Source organism: Curtobacterium sp. MCLR17_055 (genome assembly GCF_003234305.1).
GTDB classification, from domain to species: Bacteria; Actinomycetota; Actinomycetes; order Actinomycetales; family Microbacteriaceae; genus Curtobacterium; species Curtobacterium flaccumfaciens.
Window position 1 is genome coordinate 39,866 of sequence record NZ_QKSX01000005.1, and the last position, 17,723, is coordinate 57,588.

Below are 17,723 nucleotides of genomic sequence, written 5' to 3' on the forward strand. Positions count from 1 at the left end.
ACAACAGCGCACCGTGCGCCGCGCCACCGCCCGCCGGCCAACCGCGCACCGTGCGTCCTTAGCCCGCACATAGCCGGCGCAGTGCAGCAGTCGGGGAACGCCCCGGATGCTCATCGACATGACCACGTACCCGATACCCGTGACCGACCGACGCGACCCCGCGCGCAGTGCCGCCCGGGATCGGCGCCGCCCGCCCCTCGCCCGGCTGTTCCTCGGCGAGCGCGAAGACGCCCGCTGGCTCCGGCCGGCGTTCTGGGCGCTCCTGGCCGTGACCGCCGTGGTGTACCTGTGGGACCTCAGCGTCTCCGGGTACGCCAACAGCTTCTACGCCGCCGCCGTGCAGGCCGGCACGAAGTCGTGGGAGGCGTTCTTCTTCGGCTCCCTTGACTCGTCGAACTTCATCACGGTCGACAAACCACCCGCCTCGCTGTGGGTGATGGTGCTGTCGGCCCGGCTGTTCGGCTTCTCGAGCACCAGCCTGCTGCTCCCCCAGGCGCTGATGGCCGTCGGTTCCGTCGCCCTGGTCTGGGGCACGGTCCGCCGCACCCTGGCCCGACTCGGCGCCACCACCGCGAACGTCGGCGCGCTGCTCGCGGGCTTCGTCGTGGCAGCGACCCCGGCGGCGGCGCTGATGTTCCGCTTCGACAACCCGGACGCCCTGCTCGTCCTGCTGATGACCGCCGGGGCGTACTGCACGGTGCGGGCGCTGCCGAAGGGCAGCTGGAAGTGGATCGCGCTCGCCGGGGTCGCCCTCGGGTTCGCGTTCCTGACGAAGATGCTGCAGGGCCTGCTCGTCCTTCCCGCCTTCGGCCTCGTCTACCTGTTCGCCGCCCGCACCGGCTGGGGCCGACGGGTGATCGGTCTGCTCGTCGCCGCCGGTTCCCTCGTGGTGGCCGCGGGCTGGTGGGTCGTCGCCGTGTGGCTCTGGCCCGCCGAGTCCCGCCCCTACATCGGCGGCTCGACGAACAACACCGTCCTCGACCTGGTGTTCGGCTACAACGGCCTCGGCCGGATCTTCGGCGGCTCGGGCAACGGCGGCGGAGGCGGCGGCACGACCGGCGGCACCGCCGGAGGCTCGTTCGGCGGCTCGACGGGCCTGAACCGCCTGTTCTCGTCCGAGATGGGGCTCGAGATCTCGTGGCTCCTGCCCGCGGCGCTCATCGCCCTGGTCGTCGGGCTGGTCGTCGTCGGCCGTCGGCACCTGGCCGATCCCGCACGCGCCGGGCTGGTCCTGTGGGGTGGCTGGCTCCTGGTCACCGGACTCGTGTTCTCGTACATGTCGGGCACGATCCACCCGTACTACACGGTCGCCCTCGCTCCGGCGATCGCCGGACTCGTCGGCACCGGCGGCGCCCTGCTCTGGCACGCACGAGCCCGCTTCGTCGGCCGCCTCGGCCTCGCTGCGATGATCGGTGTCACGGCGTTCTGGGGCTGGTGCCTGCTCAACGAGAACCCGACCTGGCTGCCCTGGCTGCGCTGGGTGATGCTCGCCGGTGGGCTGCTGTCCGCAGCACTGATCGTCATCGGCAGCGTGCCGTCGCTGCGCCGGCTCGTCACGATCGGCGTCCTCGCCGGCACCCTGTTCGGCCTGTCCGGCACCACCGCCTACGCCCTCGCCACGACGACCGTCGCGCACTCCGGTTCGATCCCGAGCGTCGGTCCGGCGGGCAGCAGCTCCGGTGGGATGGGCGGCGGCACCGGCGGCTTCCCGGGAGGCACGGGCGGACCGGGTGGGTCGACCTCCGGCTCCGACGACGGCGGCTCCGACAGCACGTCGGACTCCCAGCAGGGTCCCGGCGGGACCCCGCCGGAGGGCGCCTCCGGCGAGGCGCCGGAGATGCCGGACGGCACGTCCGGCACGGCACCGGGCAGTGGGCAGGACGGCACGGACGACGCGACCTCCGAGGGTGGGTCGGGGACGAGCCTCCAGGCCGGGGGTGGTGGCGAGGGTGCGTCGACCTCGTCCGCCCTGCAGGAGCTGCTCGAGGCATCCGACGCGAAGTGGGCGGCCGCGGTCAACGGATCGCAGTCGGCCGCGCAGCTCGAACTCGACACCGACACCGCCGTGATGGCGATCGGCGGCTGGTCGAGCGACCCGGCACCGACGCTCGCGCAGTTCAAGGCGTACGTCGCCGACGGCGACATCGGGTACTACGTGTCGTCCGGCTCCGGCGGCGGCATGGGCGGCGGCTCGTCGACCGCGTCGGCGATCCAGGAGTGGGTCGCAGCGAACTACGAGTCGACGACCGTCGGCGGCCAGACCGTCTACGACCTGAGCAGCACGGAGTGACCGGCGACGAGGGCGCGGTGGATAGGCTCCGGGACATGCCCGGCACCCCGCTGCAGCGCACCGACGGCTCCCCCGTCCGCGCCCTCGTCGTCGACGACGAGCACGCGCTGGCCGAGGCCGTCGCCCTGGCGTTCGCGGGCGACGGATGGGCCGTGCGGTCGGTGCACCGCGGGCGCGACGTGCTGTTCGCGGCCCGGGAGTTCCAGCCCGACGTGATCGTGCTCGACGTGATGCTGCCGGACATCGACGGGTTCGAGGTGCTCGAACGGCTCCGCGACGCCCGCGACGGCGTCCGGGTGCTGTTCCTCACCGCACGCGACGCCCCCGAGGACCGGCTCGCCGGGCTGACCGGCGGCGGCGACGACTACCTGACCAAGCCCTTCGGCATCGAGGAGCTGCTCGTCCGTGCGCGGATCCTGGCGCGCACCTCGGCCCGGGTCGCCGCGGCCGGGGCGAGCGCCGAGGTCGTGGTCGGGGACCTCCGGTTCGACGAGGACGCCCGCTCGGTCAGCCGTGCCGGTGACCCGATCGAGCTCACCCCGACCGAGTACGAGCTGCTGCGACACCTGGCCCGCAACGCCAACCGGGTCCTGTCCCGCGAGCAGCTGCTGGCGAGCGTCTGGGGCATGGACTTCGGCACGTCGTCGAACCTGGTGGACATGTACGTGTCGTACCTGCGGAAGAAGCTCGACGCCGGACGTGAGCCGATGCTGCAGACCGTCCGTGGGGCGGGGTACGTGCTCCGGCCGGCCACGTGAGCCGTTCCGGGCGCACCGGGCGTGTGCCGTCGTTGCGCTGGCGGATCGTGGCGGCCGTGGCCCTGCTGCTCGTCGCGACGAACGTCGTCGTGGGGGCGGTGACCGTCGTCGCGTTCCGGGGGTACCTGGTCGACCGGCTCGACGCGGAGCTGTCGACGGCGGCGATGCGGACCGTCGGCGGACGGGACGGGGCCGAACCGCCGCCGGGGGCGTCCGGGCCGCCGCCGGGGTCGTCGTCGTCGTCCTCGTCGTCGTCGTCGTCGTCCTCGTCGTCGTCGTCGGACTCGGATGATCTGCCGGATCCCGACAACGCCTTCATCGGTGCGCCGGGGCAGTCTGCGGGCACGGTCATCGCCATCGTCCGCGACGGCGACGTGGTGCTCGGCGGCTACACCGACGGGGACGGTGACCAGCGCCGCCTGACCGCGGCGCAGCAGCGGACGCTCGCAGCGGTCCAGACCGGCCGTGGCCCCGTGACGGTCGAACTCGGCGCACTCGGCGACTACCGGGTGCAGGCGGTCAGCGACGACGGCGACGTGTTCGTCACCGCGCTCCCCCTCGGCGACCTCGACGCCGCGATCGCTCGACTGCTGCTCGTCATCGGGGTCGTCACGGTGCTCGGACTCGCCGTCGCCGCGTGGGCCCTCACCGTGCTCGTCCGTCGATCGCTCCGTCCACTCGAACGCGTCGCCGCGGTGGCGTCCGGCGTGACCGCACTCGACCTGGAACGCGGCGACCCGGACATCCCCGTGCGCGTCTCCGACGCCGACCTGCGCGCCAACCGCGAGGTCGAGCAGGTCGGCGGTGCGCTGAACCGGCTGCTCGGTCACGTCGCCCGGGCGCTCACCGTCCGTCGTGACGCCGAGGCCGGCATGCGGACGTTCGTCGCCGATGCCTCGCACGAGCTGCGGACCCCGATCGCCACCGTCCGGGCGTACGCCGAGCTGTCGGAGCGGACCTCCGAACTGGACGCCGTGCACCGCAACGTCGAACGGATCGGACGCGAGGCCGTCCGGATGGGCGACCTCGTCGACGAGCTGCTGCTGCTCGCACGGCTCGACGCCTCGGCCCTGGTGTCGGGGGCGCCGGCGTCGCAGATCGTCCGCGAGCCGGTCGACCTGACGTCGCTGGTGGTCGAGGCCACCATGGACGCCCGCGCGACGGCGCCGGACCACCGGTGGACGCTGCAGATCGTGGACGACCAGCCGGTGCTCGTGGCCGGTGACGAGGTGCAGCTCCGACGGGTAGTCACGAACCTGTTGACCAACGCCCGGACGCACACGCCGCCGGGGACTGCCGTCGTGGTGTCGTTGCAGTCGGTGCCCGGGTCGGGGTCTGCGTCTGCGTCTGCGTCGGACGGTGCCGTCGTCCGCTTCGTCGTGGCGAACGACGGGCCGCCGATCCCCGCCGAGTCCCTGCCGACGCTGTTCGACCGGTTCACCCGGGGTGAGGCCTCGCGCTCACGGGAGCACGGCACGAGCGGCCTCGGGCTCGCGATCGTGCGGGCCGTCGTCATGGCGCACGGCGGCAGCGTGCGGGTCGCGTCCGAGCCCGGCCGGACCGCGTTCACCGTGGACCTGCCGGCCTCGGGCGCTTCGTGAGCAGAAGACGTCGGGTGCCGCGACCGCACTCGACATCTCCTGCTCACCGAGTGCCGTCCGGGTCGCATACTGGTCGGAGAACGCCGGACGAGGAGGCCCCGTGACGAACGCGTACGACAAGCTCCCGGGCCGCCCGGAACCCGCCGACCTGGTGGTCGAGGTCCCGGCGTTCGAGGACGACCGCCCCCAGCCCGAACCCGCTCCGCCGGCCGCGGCGCCGGAGCTCGTGGCCGCGACCGAGTTCGCGCGCTCCTCGCACGCACCGCCCACGATCCGCCGGACACAGATGCGGGCGGGTGCCTGGATCGCGGGCGTCCCGATCGCGGCGCTCGTGGTCGTCGCGATCGTGCAGATCCTGCTGCCCCACTGACCGAGAGCGCGGCTGTGTGGGCCGCTCGGACGCGTTCTCACGCGCTCAGCGACACCTCACGCACAGACGACGGCGTGAGGTGTCTCTGAGCACGAAACCCGAGCGTCGTCCGGATCGTCAGACGATCGACCAACGTCGAGCCCCGTCGCGTGCATCCGCGTCGGAGCGCACGCAGGCTGGGTCCTGTCCGAGCAAGACGACCCGAACGGGTCACCACTGCAGAGATGGGAAACACGATCATGAACTCGTTCAAGCGCAAGTCCGTGAAGCTCCTCGCCGGCACCGCCCTCGGTGGCGCCGTCATCGCGGGGGCGTTCGTCGCAGCCCCCGCGCAGGCCGCCGAGCCCGCGCCGCCCAGCTCCTCGTCGTCCGTCGGCGGCAGCGTCAACGTCAACCTCGACCCGGTCGCGATCGTCAACGCGATCAAGGACGCGGTCAACGACCAGAGCGACCGCGGCGGTGCCGTGCAGGCGGCGCTCGACGTCGGCTACTGGAACGCCGGCAACCCCGACCGCCTCACCGTCGCGGTGGTCAACAAGAACCAGGACATCACCGTCGAGGGCGACGTCGCGGACGCCCAGTCGATCGACATCAAGGGTGGCAACTACGTCATCTACTGGTTCAAGGGCCCCGGCAAGGTCACCAACAACGGTGACGGCGGCTGGCTGAACTGGGGTGTGTTCGGCAACATCGAGCGCATCGACAACGTGATCCACGTCAACGGCGGCTGACTCCTCCGTTCGTCGGCGACGCCCCCTGGGACCTCGGTCTCAGGGGGCGTCGCCGTCCGACCGCGCCGCTTCGATCGCCGACGGCCGGTTGCGTGCAGCCAGCATGAAGTCCCGCCGAGACCGGATCCAGCCCCGGACGAAGGCGACCGACACCAGCGCCGTCCGGTTCGGCGCGTTCCAGGACTTCATCAACCGGCCGAGGTGCCAGGCGACGGCCTGCCGGCTGTAGGCGGTCTCCTTGGCGATGGCGTCGTTCGACAGCCCACGGGCGGCGAGCGCCAGCATCCGCTCCTCGGTCTCGTCCAATCCGGGCGCCGATGCCACCAGGTCGATGTCGTCGGTGCCGAGCGCTGTCGTCGCGTCCGCCGACGCCCCTCCCCGGTGCTGCGCCCAGGCTTCCGCCCAGCACGAGCCGAGTTCGTGTGCCACGAGCGATGCCCGGCTCATCGCGAGCATCGTCCGGCCGGCGTGGTCGATCGTCGTCGCGTGCTCGCGGGTGGCCGTGTGCATGACGAGGGCGAAGACACGGATCGCGGGCAGGGCGCCGCGGAGCACGACCGAGACGTCGACCTGCGGGTCGCCGGCACTGGCGGCTGCGACCTGGCGGAGTCGGACCAGGCACTCGGGGTCGAGTGGCTCCCCGCGCTCGACCGCGCGCAGCGCCGCGGGGAGCACGAGCGGGACGATCTGCTCGTACCGACGCCGGAGCCAGTCGTGCCCGTCGGGTCGGATGCCGTGCAACGGTGGCGCGAGCAGCAGCTCCGTGAACTCCGGGCACCGCTCGTCGAGCGCCAGCCCCAGCCGCTCCCCGGGGAGCAGCACGGCCGTCCGTCGTGCGTCGTCGCGCTCGGTCGTCATCGTGCGTCGAACGTATCCGGACAACAGGTGTCGTGTCCGCTGCGTTCACGTGGTGTTCGTTCTTACCCGGGCCACAGCGCCCTGCCTCGGGCCCCGTAGCCCCGCTGCCGAGCATGAGCGCCATGACGGAGACGAACCAGCCCCTCGACATCGACATCGTCGTTCCCTGCTACGACGAGCAGGACACGCTCGCCGCCCACGTGCGACGGCTCCACGCCTTCTGCCGGACGTTGCACCACTCGTGGCGCATCACGATCGCGGACAACGCCTCGAGCGACGACACCGCCCGGATCGCCGACGACCTCGCTGCGATGCTCCCCGGCGTGCATGCGGTGCACCTGCGCGAGAAGGGCCGGGGCCGCGCGCTCAAGGAGGTCTGGGCGGCATCGCCGGCGGCCGTGCTCGTCTACGTGGACGAGGACCTGTCCACCGACCTCGCCGCGCTCGAACCCCTCGTGGCACCCCTGCTGTCGGGGCACTCGGACCTGGCGATCGGCACCCGGCTGGCCGCTTCGTCGCGCGTGGTGCGCGGCAGCAAGCGAGAGTTCATCTCACGCTCGTACAACCTGCTGCTCCGCACGACGATGGGGGTGTCGTTCTCGGACGCGCAGTGCGGGTTCAAGGCGGTCACGAAGGCCGCCGCCGACCACCTGCTGCCGTTGTGCGAGGACGATGCCTGGTTCTTCGACACCGAGCTGCTCGTGCTGGCCGAGCACGCGGGACTCCGCATCCACGAGGTCCCCGTCGACTGGATCGACGACGTCAACTCCTCGGTGCACATCGCGTCGACCGCGACCGAGGACCTGAAGGGCATGTGGCGGGTGTCGAGGAACATCGCCACCGGGCGGGTGCCGATCAGCACGGTCTACGCGGCGATCGGTCGGCAGCCGTTCACCCCACCGAGCGTGGGGTTCCTGGGGCAGGTCCTGCGGTTCGGGGCGATCGGGGTGCTCTCGACCCTGGCGTTCGCTGCCCTGTACGCCCTGTTCCGGCCGGCGATCGGCGCCCAGACCGCGGACTTCCTCGCGCTGCTGGTCACGGCGATCGGCAACACCGCACTGAACCGGCGGTTCACGTTCGGGGTGCGGGGCCGTGCGGGAGCGGGTCGTCACCACGTGCAGGGCCTGGTCGTGTTCGGCATCGCCTGGGCCATCACGTCGGGGTCGCTCGTGGTGCTGCACGCGTCGGTGCCGGGAGCCTCGCACGGTGCGGAGATCGCGGTGCTGACGGCAGCCAACCTGGTTGCGACCGGCGTGCGGTTCGTGTTGTTCAAGGCGTGGGTGTTCCGAGGCCGCCGACGCCCGGAGCTCATCCGCCCCGGCACCACCCCGGCGTCCGACGCCAGCACGGCGGTCACCGAACCGATCGCGACCCCCGAGCGCACCGGCGAGCGCACCGGCGAGCGAGCAGCCTGACACTGTGCCGGGTCACACACCCGGTGCGGGGTTGCACGGCGCCCGCGGCACGCCGCACCGTGTGGCGTCGGCCATCCCGTGCGAGGTTGCACGCTCCGTGCAGCGCTACGAACTCGCACCGAGCGTGCAACCTCGCACTGGGTGACCAACCTCGCACCAGCCGAACAGACCCGCACTGTGCGACACCGACACACCCCACGCCACCCGTGTTGCACGGTCGGTATACCAAGCCGTAGCATCGCCCTACCGCACCACCACCCCACAGGGCCCGACTGCCACCATCGGTCTGCCCGCGGCGAGCGCTCCATCGATGCAGCCCGCGCCGTCCGCTGCCGGCAACGCCCCACTGGACCCGCACGTGAACCCCACCTCTTTCGGTCTCTACGACCCTGCCCGCGAATCGAGCGATTGCGGCGTCGGTTTCATGACCCGTCTCGACGGGACGCCGAGCCACGACGTCATCCGCAAGGGCGACGAAGCGCTGTGCTCCATCCCGCACCGCGGCGGCAAGTCCGCCGAGGGTGTCGGTGACGGCGCAGGCGTCAGCATCGACCTGTCGGTGGAGTTCTTCAGCGCCATCACCGGCGAGGAGCTGCGCGCCGGGCACTTCGGCGTCGCGAACTGCTTCGTGCCGAGCAGCGACGGAGCGGACGGCACCGACGAGCGCGCCCGCGCCGAGCAGACCGTCACGGACGCCATCACGGCCGAGGGCTTCGAGCTGCTGCTGGTCCGTGACGTCCCGGTGGACCACTCCGTCGCGCGCCCCGAGGCCGAGCAGTACCAGCTGCCGATCGTGCAGTGGGTCTTCCGTGCTCCGTCCGACTGGGACCGCACCGAGGTCGACGCCGCCGCGAACCGCGCCCTGCTCGCCATCGAGGCGGTCTCCTACGCCCAGGCAGCCGCCGAGCGCGCCGAGCACGCCGCCCTGTACCCGCTGTCGCTCAGCGCCCGGACCCAGATCCTGAAGGGCCGGCTGAACTCCGGCGAGGTGATCGGGTACTTCACCGACCTGCGCGACCCCCGGCACTCGGTGCGGACGCTGTACTTCCACACCCGGTTCTCCACGAACACCGAGCCGCACCCGACGATGGCGCAGCCGTTCCGCCTGATGGCGCACAACGGTGAGCTGAACACCGACCGCAAGAACCGGCTGTCGGACGAGGCGCTCGCGCGGGCCCGCACCCGGAGCATCGTGCGTCCGCCCGGGCAGTCGGACTCGAGCCGACTCGACCAGACACTGCAGAGCCGCGTGTTCGACGACGGGCTCGAGATCGTCGAGGCCGTGGTCTCGCTCATGCCGCCGGCGTGGGAGAACGACCGCACCCTGACTGCGGACGTCCGGGACATGCTCGAGTACTTCTCGCTGTACGAGGAGAAGAACGACGGTCCCGCCGCCGTGATCTTCAGCGACGGCGACGTCGTCGGCGCCCGCCTGGACCGCCTGGGCCTGCGCCCGCTGCGCACCGTCGAGACGGCCGAGTACCTGATGGTGTCGTCCGAGGCCGGCCAGGTCGAGTTCGACGCCGACGAGGTCGTGCACCGCGGCCGCATCGAGGCCGGCGGCATGCTCGTCGTCGACCACCGCACCGGCACCCGCATGCGCACGGGCGAGGTGCTGCACATGCTCGCGGCCCGCCGTGACTACGGCTCCCTGCTCGACGCCGCCCGCGTGAACCTGGACGACGTGCCCGCTCCGGACTACGAGCGCACGACATCCACCCTGGGCTACGACGGCGACCTGTCGCTCGCGGGCCGGTACGTGGCGTACTCGCTGAACCAGGAGAGTTTCCGGTTCATGCTCGACCCGATGCTGCAGAACGGGTCGGAGCGCATCTCGGCGATGGGCTACGGCAACGCGATCAACGCCCTGAGCGACACCGAGGGCGGCATGGCGAAGTACTTCTCGCAGCGCTTCGCCCAGGTGACGAACCCGCCGCTCGACTCGATCCGCGAGGCCGACGGGATGTCGATGCGCGTGGCACTCGGCGCGAAGCCGGACGGCACGGGCACCACGGGCCGTCAGCTCGTCGTGCAGTCCCCGATCCTGGGGCACCTCGACATGGTGCGCCTGCGCGAGCAGGACATCGTGCCGCTCGAGCGCTTCGACATGCTCTACGTGCCGGTGCCCGCCGACGAGCAGGCCAACGCCGACGCGATGCGCGGCGCGCTGGACGCCCTGTGCGACGCGATCGAGGCGTTCGCGGCGCGCGGTGGCGGGATCGCGGTCGTGACCGACCGCGAGGTGTCGTCGACCCATGCGCCCCTCCCCGTGATCCTGGCCGTTGCCGCCGTCAACCAGCGGCTCATCGAGACCGGTCTGCGCCTGCGGGTGTCCGTCGTCGCGGAGAGCGGTCAGCTGCCATCGTCACACCACGTCGCGACCGCGCTGGGCTTCGGTGCCGCCGCTGTGTACAGCTTGAGCGCGCGACTGCGTGCGGAGGAGAAGTACCCCGCCGCACCCGCACCCGCCGGTGAGCTGACCGCGACCGACCTGGCGCTCAAGCAGTTCCGCAAGGCCGCCGAGAAGGCCCTGGCGAAGACCATGGGCCGCGTCGGCCTGTGCACCGCCGAGAGCTACATCGGTGGCGAGTTCTTCGAGCCGAACTACCTCGACACCGGCGATGACGTGCTCGCGCGGATCTTCCCGCACATGCAGGCACCGGTCGGCGGCGTCGGCTTCGCGCGCATCGCACAGGCGGCGACGGACTGGCACGAGCGTGCCCGCTCGGTGGCGTCCGAGGGCCAGGTCCCGCTGCTCGGGCTGTTCAAGGAACGCTCCGACGGTGCCGGCCACTCCTTCGGCGTCGCGAGCGTCCGCGGGTTCGGCGGCATGACCGAGGAGCGCCCGGCCTTCGAACGCTCCGGCGACTCCGACGCGCTGCGCCTGCTCACGCTCGGCCAGCTCGACGACTCGTTCGGCATCACCGACGCCGCGTACCGGAACACCGGGTACGACCGGCTGAGCGACGCCGAGATCGACGCGCACCGCATCACGCCGGGCTACGTCACGTTCCTGCAGACGACCCACGACGAGCGATCCCGCCGCCCCGCCGCGCTCCGCGACGTGCTCGCGCTGCCCGCCGACGTCACCGGCATCGACACGGCCGAGGACTTCGCCCGCGAGCTCGGCCGCTTCTCGACGAGCGGCAACGCCAGCGTCACCGTGCGCGGGCTCTCCGGCTCGCGTCCGTCGGACGACCAGGACCTGCCGGGAGGCACTGAGCGGTTCCGCCTGGAGCTCACGTCGACGGGGACCACGGGTGCACTGCGCCACGCGGCCCTGGCGGACGGCCTCGCGCTGCTCCACCCCGGACAGATCGACGTCGACGCCGTCGACGACACCGGGGTGACGCTCCGCGCCACCGGTGCGGCCGTCGCCCTGCTCGCGCTGCTGCAGAGCGCCCCGGCGAGCGTCGAGCTCGACGAGGTGCAGCCGGCCCACGAGATCACCCGGACCCTGGCGTCCGGTGCGATGAGCCACGGCGCGCTCGTCGCCACCGCCCACGAGGCCGTCGCACACGGCACGAACATGGTCGGCGGCATGTCGAACAGCGGTGAGGGCGGCGAGCACCACTCCCGCTACGGCACCATCCGCGGCTCCCGCATCAAGCAGTTCGCCTCGGGCCGGTTCGGCATCTGGGCCGGCTACCTCGCCGACCCCATGCTCGAGGAGCTCGAGATCAAGATCGGCCAGGGGGCGAAGCCCGGCGAGGGTGGCCAGCTGCCCGCCCCCAAGGTCACGGTGGACATCGCCGCGGCCCGTGGTGGCACGCCCGGCGTCGAGCTGATCTCGCCGCCGCCGCACCACGACACGTACTCGATCGAGGACCTCGCGCAGCTCATCCACGACTGCAAGGCCGCCCGCGTCCGGGTGATCGTGAAGCTCGTCTCGTCCGAGGGCATCGGCACCATCGCGGTCGGCGTCGCGAAGGCCGGTGCCGACGTGATCAACGTCGCGGGCAACACCGGCGGCACCGGCGCCGCGGCCGTCACCAGCCTGAAGTACGCCGGCCGCTCCGCGGAGATCGGCGTCGCCGAGGTGCACCAGGCCCTGGTCGCGAACGGCCTGCGCCAGAAGGTCACGCTCCGCTGCTCGGGTGCGCACCAGACCGGCAGCGACGTCGTCACGAGCGCCCTGCTCGGCGGCGACAGCTTCGAGTTCGGCACGACCGCGCTCATGATGCTCGGCTGCGTGATGGCGAAGAACTGCAACGTGAAGTGCCCGGCGGGCCTGACCACGAACGCCGAGGCGTTCGAGGGCGACCCCCGCGCGCTCGCGCAGTACCTGCTCAACATCGCCCACGACGTGCGGCAGATCCTGGCCCGGCTCGGCCTGCGCTCCCTGCGCGAGGCCCGCGGCCGGACCGACCTGCTGCAGCTCCTGGACCACCCGGCGAGCGTGGGCCGGCTCGACGCCCGCGCCCTGCTCGCCCAGGTGCCCGAGAAGGTCGTGGCGGACCCGGAGTACCTGGAGAAGGACTTCCACACCGACGACGCCCTGCTCGAGCGCGTCCGCACCGCCCTCGTCGACCACGCGCAGGAGCACGTGCTCGTGCACGGCGTGCTGCTCGGCAACGCCGACAAGTCGGTCGGCGGCCAGCTCGGCATCGACCTCGAGCGTCTGCTCAACCACGAGCTCCGCGCCGAGGACGTGCAGGGCCTGCCCGCCGTGACGACGGACGACCGCGGACGCCGCCGGCTGGTGGACGGCGCGGTCACGATCCGCACGCAAGGCTCGGCCGGGCAGTCCTACGGCGTCTTCAACAACGACGGTGTCGTGCTCGAGCACACCGGCACCGCGAACGACGGCGTCGGCAAGAGCCAGAGCGGCGGACGGATCATCGTCCGCGCCCCCGGTGGCGGCAGCGCCGAACAGGGCGGCAACGTGCTGGTCGGCAACTTCGCGCTGTTCGGGGCCACCGGCGGCCGCACCTTCGTCGAGGGCGAGGCCGGCGACCGGTTCGCCGTCCGCAACTCCGGCGCGACCGCCGTCGTCGAGGGCGTGGGCGACTTCGGCTGCGAGTACATGACCGGCGGCGCCGTGTTCAACCTCGGCGCGTTCGGCAAGGGCCTCGGCAACGGCATGTCCGGCGGGTTCCTGTACCAGTACGACCCCTCCGGCCAGGTCGCCGAGCGTGCCAGCACGGACTCGCTGCTGGTGTTCCCGATCACCGACACCGAGCGCGGTGCGTTCCACGAGGCCGCCGCCCGCCTGCTGCTCGAGTGGCACCTCGAGGCGACGGGTTCGGCCCTGGCCGAGCGGCTGCTCGCCGAGTGGGACACCGCCCGCGCGCACGTGTACGTCGGCATGCCGCGTGCCCTGCTGCTCACGCAGGACGCCGGCGAGATCCTCGCGGCGGCGACCCGGCCCGAGCTCCTCGACGAGCTCGCGACCTCGATCGCCACCGACAAGCTCCGCGCGTTCAAGCTCGACTACCGCGACCAGCGCACGGTGCTCGACGGCCGTGCCCCGGCACTCGGCGACCAGGGCGAGGACATGTTCTCGCTGCTGTCGTCGTACACGGTGCTCGGGGTCGCCCAGGACGTCGCCCTCGAGCGCGTCCCGGGTGCGCTCGGCAGCGCCGACCCGCGGGTCGGCGAGGCCGTCAAGAACCTCGTGCTCACCGAGGACTTCTCCGTCAAGCAGCGCGTCGTGAAGTACCTGCGCGGCACGCTCGACCGGTTCGCCGACGACCAGCTCGCCACGCTCATCGCGATCAAGCGGCTCGACGACTACAAGCGCGCGCTCACGCAGCGGAACAACCGCAGCATGGACGCGCCGGTCACCACGGGGTGGATCATGCACCAGAACGCCAAGAACGACGGCCGCGTCCGCGAGGCCCGCTTCGACGAGCTGCTCGCCACCGCGGCGCTCGAGGACATCGCCCGCCGTGCACCGCAGGCGCCGACCGAGGCGGTGACCGCGTGAGCCTGCTCCCCCCGACCGGTTCGCTGATCCCCGTCGACGCACCGTTCTCGGCCGCCCAGGAGTCCTGGCTCGCCGGGTTCATCGCGGGCATCGCCGCCGCCGGCAAGAAGGTCGCGGCCAGCGCGCCCACGACGACGATCGACGTGCTCTTCGGCACCCAGACCGGCAACGCCGAGTTCCTGGCCGACGAGCTCGTCGCCGGCGCGAAGGCCCGCGGACTCGGCGGTCGTGCCAGTGCGCTCGACGCCGTCACCCCCGAGCAGCTCGCCGAGATGTCGCACGTGCTCGTCGTCACCTCGACCTACGGCGAGGGCGAGATGCCCGACAACGCCGGGCTGTTCTGGGACGCGATCCAGGCGAGCACGGTGCCACGGCTCGAGGGGCTGCAGTACGCCGTCCTGGGCCTCGGCGACACGAGCTACGACGAGTTCTGCCAGGCCGGCAAGCTCCTCGACACCCGGTTCGAGCAGCTCGGCGCGACCCGGATCCACGACCGCGTCGACTGCGACGTCGACTTCGAGGACCCGGCCGCGCTGTGGACCGCGGCGGTCCTCGACCGCCTCGCCGCCGAGGCCGGCGCGACGGCTGCACCCGGCGCGACCACGGGCGGTGGTGCCGGCGACGGTGCCGCCGCGACCGGCGGGGCGGGCGCGAGCCGTGCCTCCCGGCCGGGGTCGCAGTGGAACAAGCGCAACCCGTACCCGTCACGCCTGGTCGAGAACCGGCTGCTCTCCTCGCCGCGCAGCGCGAAGGAGATCCGGCACTACGAGTTCGACCTCGGCGACTCGGGCATCGAGTACGCGGCCGGCGACGCCCTGGCGGTCGTTCCCGTGAACGACGAGGTCTTCGTGGCGGACCTGCTCGAGCAGGTCGGCGCGAACGGCGGCGAGTCGTTCGACGGCCGGCCGATCACCGAGGTCCTGCGGACCGACCGTGAGATCCGGACGCCCTCGAAGGACCTCATCGCCGACCTGGTGCAGCGCGCTCCGTCGAGCGAGCTCGCGGCCGTCGTGGCGCACGGCGACAAGCACGAGCTGGACCGCTGGCTCTGGGGACGCGACGTCCTCGACCTGCTCCGCGACGCCGGACCGGCCGCCCCGGGACTCGACGAGCTGCTGCCGAACCTGCGGCCGCTGCAGGCGCGGCAGTACTCGATCTCCTCGAGCCCGCTGGCGCACCCGGACCGCATCCACCTGACCATCGCGTCGGTGCGCTACGGCGACCCGCACCGGATGTACGCGGGAGTCGCGTCGACGTTCCTGGCCGACCGGGTCGACCCGGACGGCACCGTCGACGTCTACCTGCAGCCGAACGCGTCGTTCGGGGTACCGGCGGACGAGTCGGCCCCGATGATCATGATCGGACCGGGCACCGGAGTCGCGCCGTTCCGCGGGTTCCTGCACGAGCGCGCGGTGTCCGGGGCGACGGGGCGCAACTGGCTGTTCTTCGGCGACCAGCACCGGGACACCGACTTCGTGTACCAGGACGAGCTCACCGAGCTGCAGGAACAGGGCGTGCTCGACCGCCTCGACCTGGCGTTCTCGCGCGACCAGGCCGAGAAGGTCTACGTGCAGACGCGGATGCTCGAGCGATCGGCGGAGCTGTTCGCCTGGCTCGAGGACGGCGGCCACGTGTACGTGTGCGGGGACGCCTCACGCATGGCGAAGGACGTCGAGGCCGCGCTGCTCCAGGTCATCCGGACCGGACGCGCGCGCGGCGAGGACGACGCGCAGGCGTACCTGGCCGACATGCGTCGCACGAAGCGGTACGTGCGCGACGTCTACTGAGCCGCGTGCAGATCTGATGAGTCCGCCCCGGCCACGGAACCCGAATCCGATGGCCGGGGCGGTCCCGGAGGAGCGCCGGTCGATGGGGGCGGACCGGCGGGCCCTGCAGCGTGACGCACGCATCACCGACGCGTGGCGTCGGTGACCCGAGCAGGGAGTCCCCTGATCCGGGACTCACGTCCCTCGCTCGTCTCGGTCACCGGTGGTTGGTCGGCACCGGACTCGCTGTGCGTCACGGGCTGTTCGGGTTCCCCTCCTGCCGCGGACACTGCCAGCACCGGCGCCCTAGCAGGCTGGTGCGGGGGGACGACAGCGAACCGCGGTACGGAAACCGTACGAGGTGTGGAGTTCGGGCGGAACCCGTTGACCCGGATCAGCCCGCTGTGCTACCGCGCCGGGCTCAGCGCGCGGTGCTCCCGCTCGGTGTCCCCGAGGCGTCGTCCGCGTCGCCGGGTGCCACCGCCCGCGACCACGCCGAGTCGGCCGCCGTGCTGGTGTCCGCCGGCTCCGGCGTCAGCACGAGCCCCGACCCCGAGGTGGCCGAGGCGTAGAGGTCCTCGAGCCAGCTGCGGTTGATCGACGGCACCCGGCTGCCGGTGAACTTGAAGTGCAGGCTCACGTTGGGGTGCAGCCAGATCGTGCTGCGACCGTTGCCGTGGACGACGTCGTCCTTCCACGAGAACGCGAAGCGGTGGTCACGCCGGAGCATGTTGACGATGACGATCTGCAGGTGCGTGAGCGCGCGGTCGTCGATCCGCAGGTCGAGCGGTCGGCCGTCGTAGATGAGCTGCCCCATGGCTCCTTCTACTCCTGCGCTCCGGTGTGCGCGAGGCCGGACGCCCAGTTCGTGATGGTGCGGTCGAACCAGACCGCGTCGACGTTGCGCTCCCAGGCGTGCTCGGCCGGCTCGCTGACCGCCAGGGTCACCGTGCCGGGGTGGGCATCGGCGAACTCCTGACTGGCCGAGAACGGCACCGTGGTGTCGCCGGTGGAGTGGATGAGCAGAGTCGGTGGCAGCGGCCGGGGTGCGCGCAACCAGGACAGCGCGCGCACGTCGACCGGCGACCGCAGCCCCACCGTCCGGCAGAGGACCGGCGTCGCCATCGCCCCGAGGGCAGCAGTCACCACCAAGCCCGGCAGCCCCGCCCGGCGAGCCTGGGACCGGACGGTGACGGCCCAGTCCAGTGCCGGGGCGACGAGCACGATCCCGGCCAGGCGGTCGCGGTGCGCCGAGCGGGCGAGGAGCTCGTGCGTGATCGTCGCGCCCATCGACCACCCCACGATGACGAGCCGTTCGGCGCCGTTCGCGACGGCGTGGTCGAGCGCCACTTCGACGTCCGCCCACTCGCGGGCTCCGAGGTGTGAGGCCCGGCCCTCCCACGGCGCCTCGCCGTCGCCGCGGAACGACGGGACGATCGAGGTCCAGCCGAGTTCGAGCGCCGCGGGGACGGTCCGGAGCGCGGTGACCCGGGTCGTCCGGATCCCGTGGACGTGGACGGCCCAGGTGCGGGCGGCCGCGGGGTCGGGGCGCCCAGCGCCGCCGGGCCCCGGCCGCACCACCCACGCGGGCGCCGGCCCCACCGGCGTCGGCAGCGACACCTCGGACCAGTCGACCTCCATCGCCGCCGGGTCCGGGTGCACGTGCCCGCTCCACCGCACCCGCGACGACACCGCGCCGGTCGTCCGGACCACGGCCCGGCGCACGAACCCGGCGGCTTCGTCGACCTCGAGCACCGGCCCGACGGTGGTGTGCCCCGGGCCGTCGTGCCACAGCCCGTACTCCCCCGGCCGCACGGTGTCGTCGGTGATCGGCAGCCGGACGGAGTCCGCGTCGGACTCGAGCACGGGCGTCCACCGGTCGCCACCGGGCAGCACGATCCTGCCGACGACCTTCCGCAGGACGACCAGGACCACCAGGCCGACCAGGCACACCGCCGCCAGCACCACGAGCGCTCCGAGCACCCACCACACGATCGTCACGCCG

Annotated in this window: 11 protein-coding genes; 8 read left to right on the forward strand and 3 right to left on the reverse strand. The window is 72.3% G+C overall.

Annotation, left to right across the window (positions count from 1 at the left end; translation table 11 throughout):
- Nucleotides 1–118: 118 nt before the first annotated feature.
- From DEJ09_RS05770 to DEJ09_RS05790, 5 genes are all read left to right on the forward strand, one after another.
- Entirely contained in the window at nt 119–2,290 is a 2,172-nt protein-coding gene (locus tag DEJ09_RS05770) for a glycosyltransferase family 39 protein (protein WP_258373805.1), read from the forward strand.
- A 35-nt stretch (nt 2,291–2,325) separates the two neighbouring features.
- Complete coding sequence (locus DEJ09_RS05775) at nt 2,326–3,048, forward strand: response regulator transcription factor (protein WP_111087883.1); 723 nt, start codon at nt 2,326–2,328, stop codon at nt 3,046–3,048.
- A 56-nt stretch (nt 3,049–3,104) separates the two neighbouring features.
- Nucleotides 3,105–4,649 carry a cell wall metabolism sensor histidine kinase WalK gene (locus DEJ09_RS05780; protein ID WP_220034913.1) on the forward strand — a complete coding sequence of 515 codons (1,545 nt, stop codon included), beginning with the start codon at nt 3,105–3,107 and terminating at the stop codon, nt 4,647–4,649.
- Nucleotides 4,650–4,749: 100 nt separating this feature from the next.
- On the forward strand, nt 4,750–5,019 hold the full coding sequence (locus tag DEJ09_RS05785; RefSeq protein ID WP_111087885.1) for a hypothetical protein: 270 nt from the start codon (nt 4,750–4,752) through the stop codon (nt 5,017–5,019).
- Between the two features lie 224 nt (nt 5,020–5,243).
- Nucleotides 5,244–5,750 carry a hypothetical protein gene (locus DEJ09_RS05790; RefSeq protein ID WP_258373806.1) on the forward strand — a complete coding sequence of 169 codons (507 nt, stop codon included), beginning with the start codon at nt 5,244–5,246 and terminating at the stop codon, nt 5,748–5,750.
- 39 nt (nt 5,751–5,789) lie between these two features.
- Here DEJ09_RS05790 and DEJ09_RS05795 read toward each other — a convergent pair whose 3' ends face one another.
- Nucleotides 5,790–6,608 carry a helix-turn-helix transcriptional regulator gene (locus tag DEJ09_RS05795; RefSeq protein ID WP_111087886.1) on the reverse strand — a complete coding sequence of 273 codons (819 nt, stop codon included), beginning with the start codon at nt 6,606–6,608 and terminating at the stop codon, nt 5,790–5,792.
- A gap of 113 nt (nt 6,609–6,721) precedes the next feature.
- On the opposite strand from DEJ09_RS05795, the gene DEJ09_RS05800 reads away from it, so the two are divergent.
- The 3 genes from DEJ09_RS05800 to DEJ09_RS05810 all read left to right on the forward strand — a co-directional run bounded on the left by DEJ09_RS05800 (nt 6,722) and on the right by DEJ09_RS05810 (nt 15,739).
- Nucleotides 6,722–8,023, forward strand: coding sequence for a glycosyltransferase (locus DEJ09_RS05800; RefSeq protein ID WP_111087887.1), 1,302 nt, complete (start codon nt 6,722–6,724; stop codon nt 8,021–8,023).
- A gap of 310 nt (nt 8,024–8,333) precedes the next feature.
- Nucleotides 8,334–13,952: a glutamate synthase-related protein gene (locus DEJ09_RS05805; RefSeq protein ID WP_258373807.1), complete on the forward strand. Its 5,619-nt coding sequence runs from the start codon at nt 8,334–8,336 to the stop codon at nt 13,950–13,952.
- Nucleotides 13,949–15,739 carry a sulfite reductase subunit alpha gene (locus tag DEJ09_RS05810; RefSeq protein WP_111087889.1) on the forward strand — a complete coding sequence of 597 codons (1,791 nt, stop codon included), beginning with the start codon at nt 13,949–13,951 and terminating at the stop codon, nt 15,737–15,739. Before DEJ09_RS05805 ends, DEJ09_RS05810 begins: the two co-directional genes overlap by 4 nt.
- 400 nt (nt 15,740–16,139) lie before the next feature.
- On the opposite strand, the gene DEJ09_RS05815 is transcribed toward DEJ09_RS05810, so the two are convergent.
- Nucleotides 16,140–16,535, reverse strand: coding sequence for an ATP-dependent DNA ligase (locus tag DEJ09_RS05815; RefSeq protein WP_071247046.1), 396 nt, complete (start codon nt 16,533–16,535; stop codon nt 16,140–16,142).
- 8 nt (nt 16,536–16,543) lie between these two features.
- Nucleotides 16,544–17,719, reverse strand: a complete 1,176-nt coding sequence (locus DEJ09_RS05820) for a S9 family peptidase (protein ID WP_111087890.1) — start codon at nt 17,717–17,719, stop codon at nt 16,544–16,546.
- Nucleotides 17,720–17,723 lie beyond the last annotated feature (4 nt).

What these genes read in the sequence shown, in the direction of transcription:
- DEJ09_RS05775 (WP_111087883.1), top strand. Translation starts at nt 2,326, where the DNA reads ATGCCCGGCACCCCGCTGCAGCGCACCGACGGCTCCCCCGTCCGCGCC.
- DEJ09_RS05815 (WP_071247046.1), bottom strand. Translation starts at nt 16,535, where the DNA reads ATGGGGCAGCTCATCTACGACGGCCGACCGCTCGACCTGCGGATCGAC.
- DEJ09_RS05790 (WP_258373806.1), top strand. Translation starts at nt 5,244, where the DNA reads ATGGGAAACACGATCATGAACTCGTTCAAGCGCAAGTCCGTGAAGCTC.
- DEJ09_RS05805 (WP_258373807.1), top strand. Translation starts at nt 8,334, where the DNA reads ATGCAGCCCGCGCCGTCCGCTGCCGGCAACGCCCCACTGGACCCGCAC.
- DEJ09_RS05770 (WP_258373805.1), top strand. Translation starts at nt 119, where the DNA reads ATGACCACGTACCCGATACCCGTGACCGACCGACGCGACCCCGCGCGC.
- DEJ09_RS05800 (WP_111087887.1), top strand. Translation starts at nt 6,722, where the DNA reads ATGAGCGCCATGACGGAGACGAACCAGCCCCTCGACATCGACATCGTC.
- DEJ09_RS05795 (WP_111087886.1), bottom strand. Translation starts at nt 6,608, where the DNA reads ATGACGACCGAGCGCGACGACGCACGACGGACGGCCGTGCTGCTCCCC.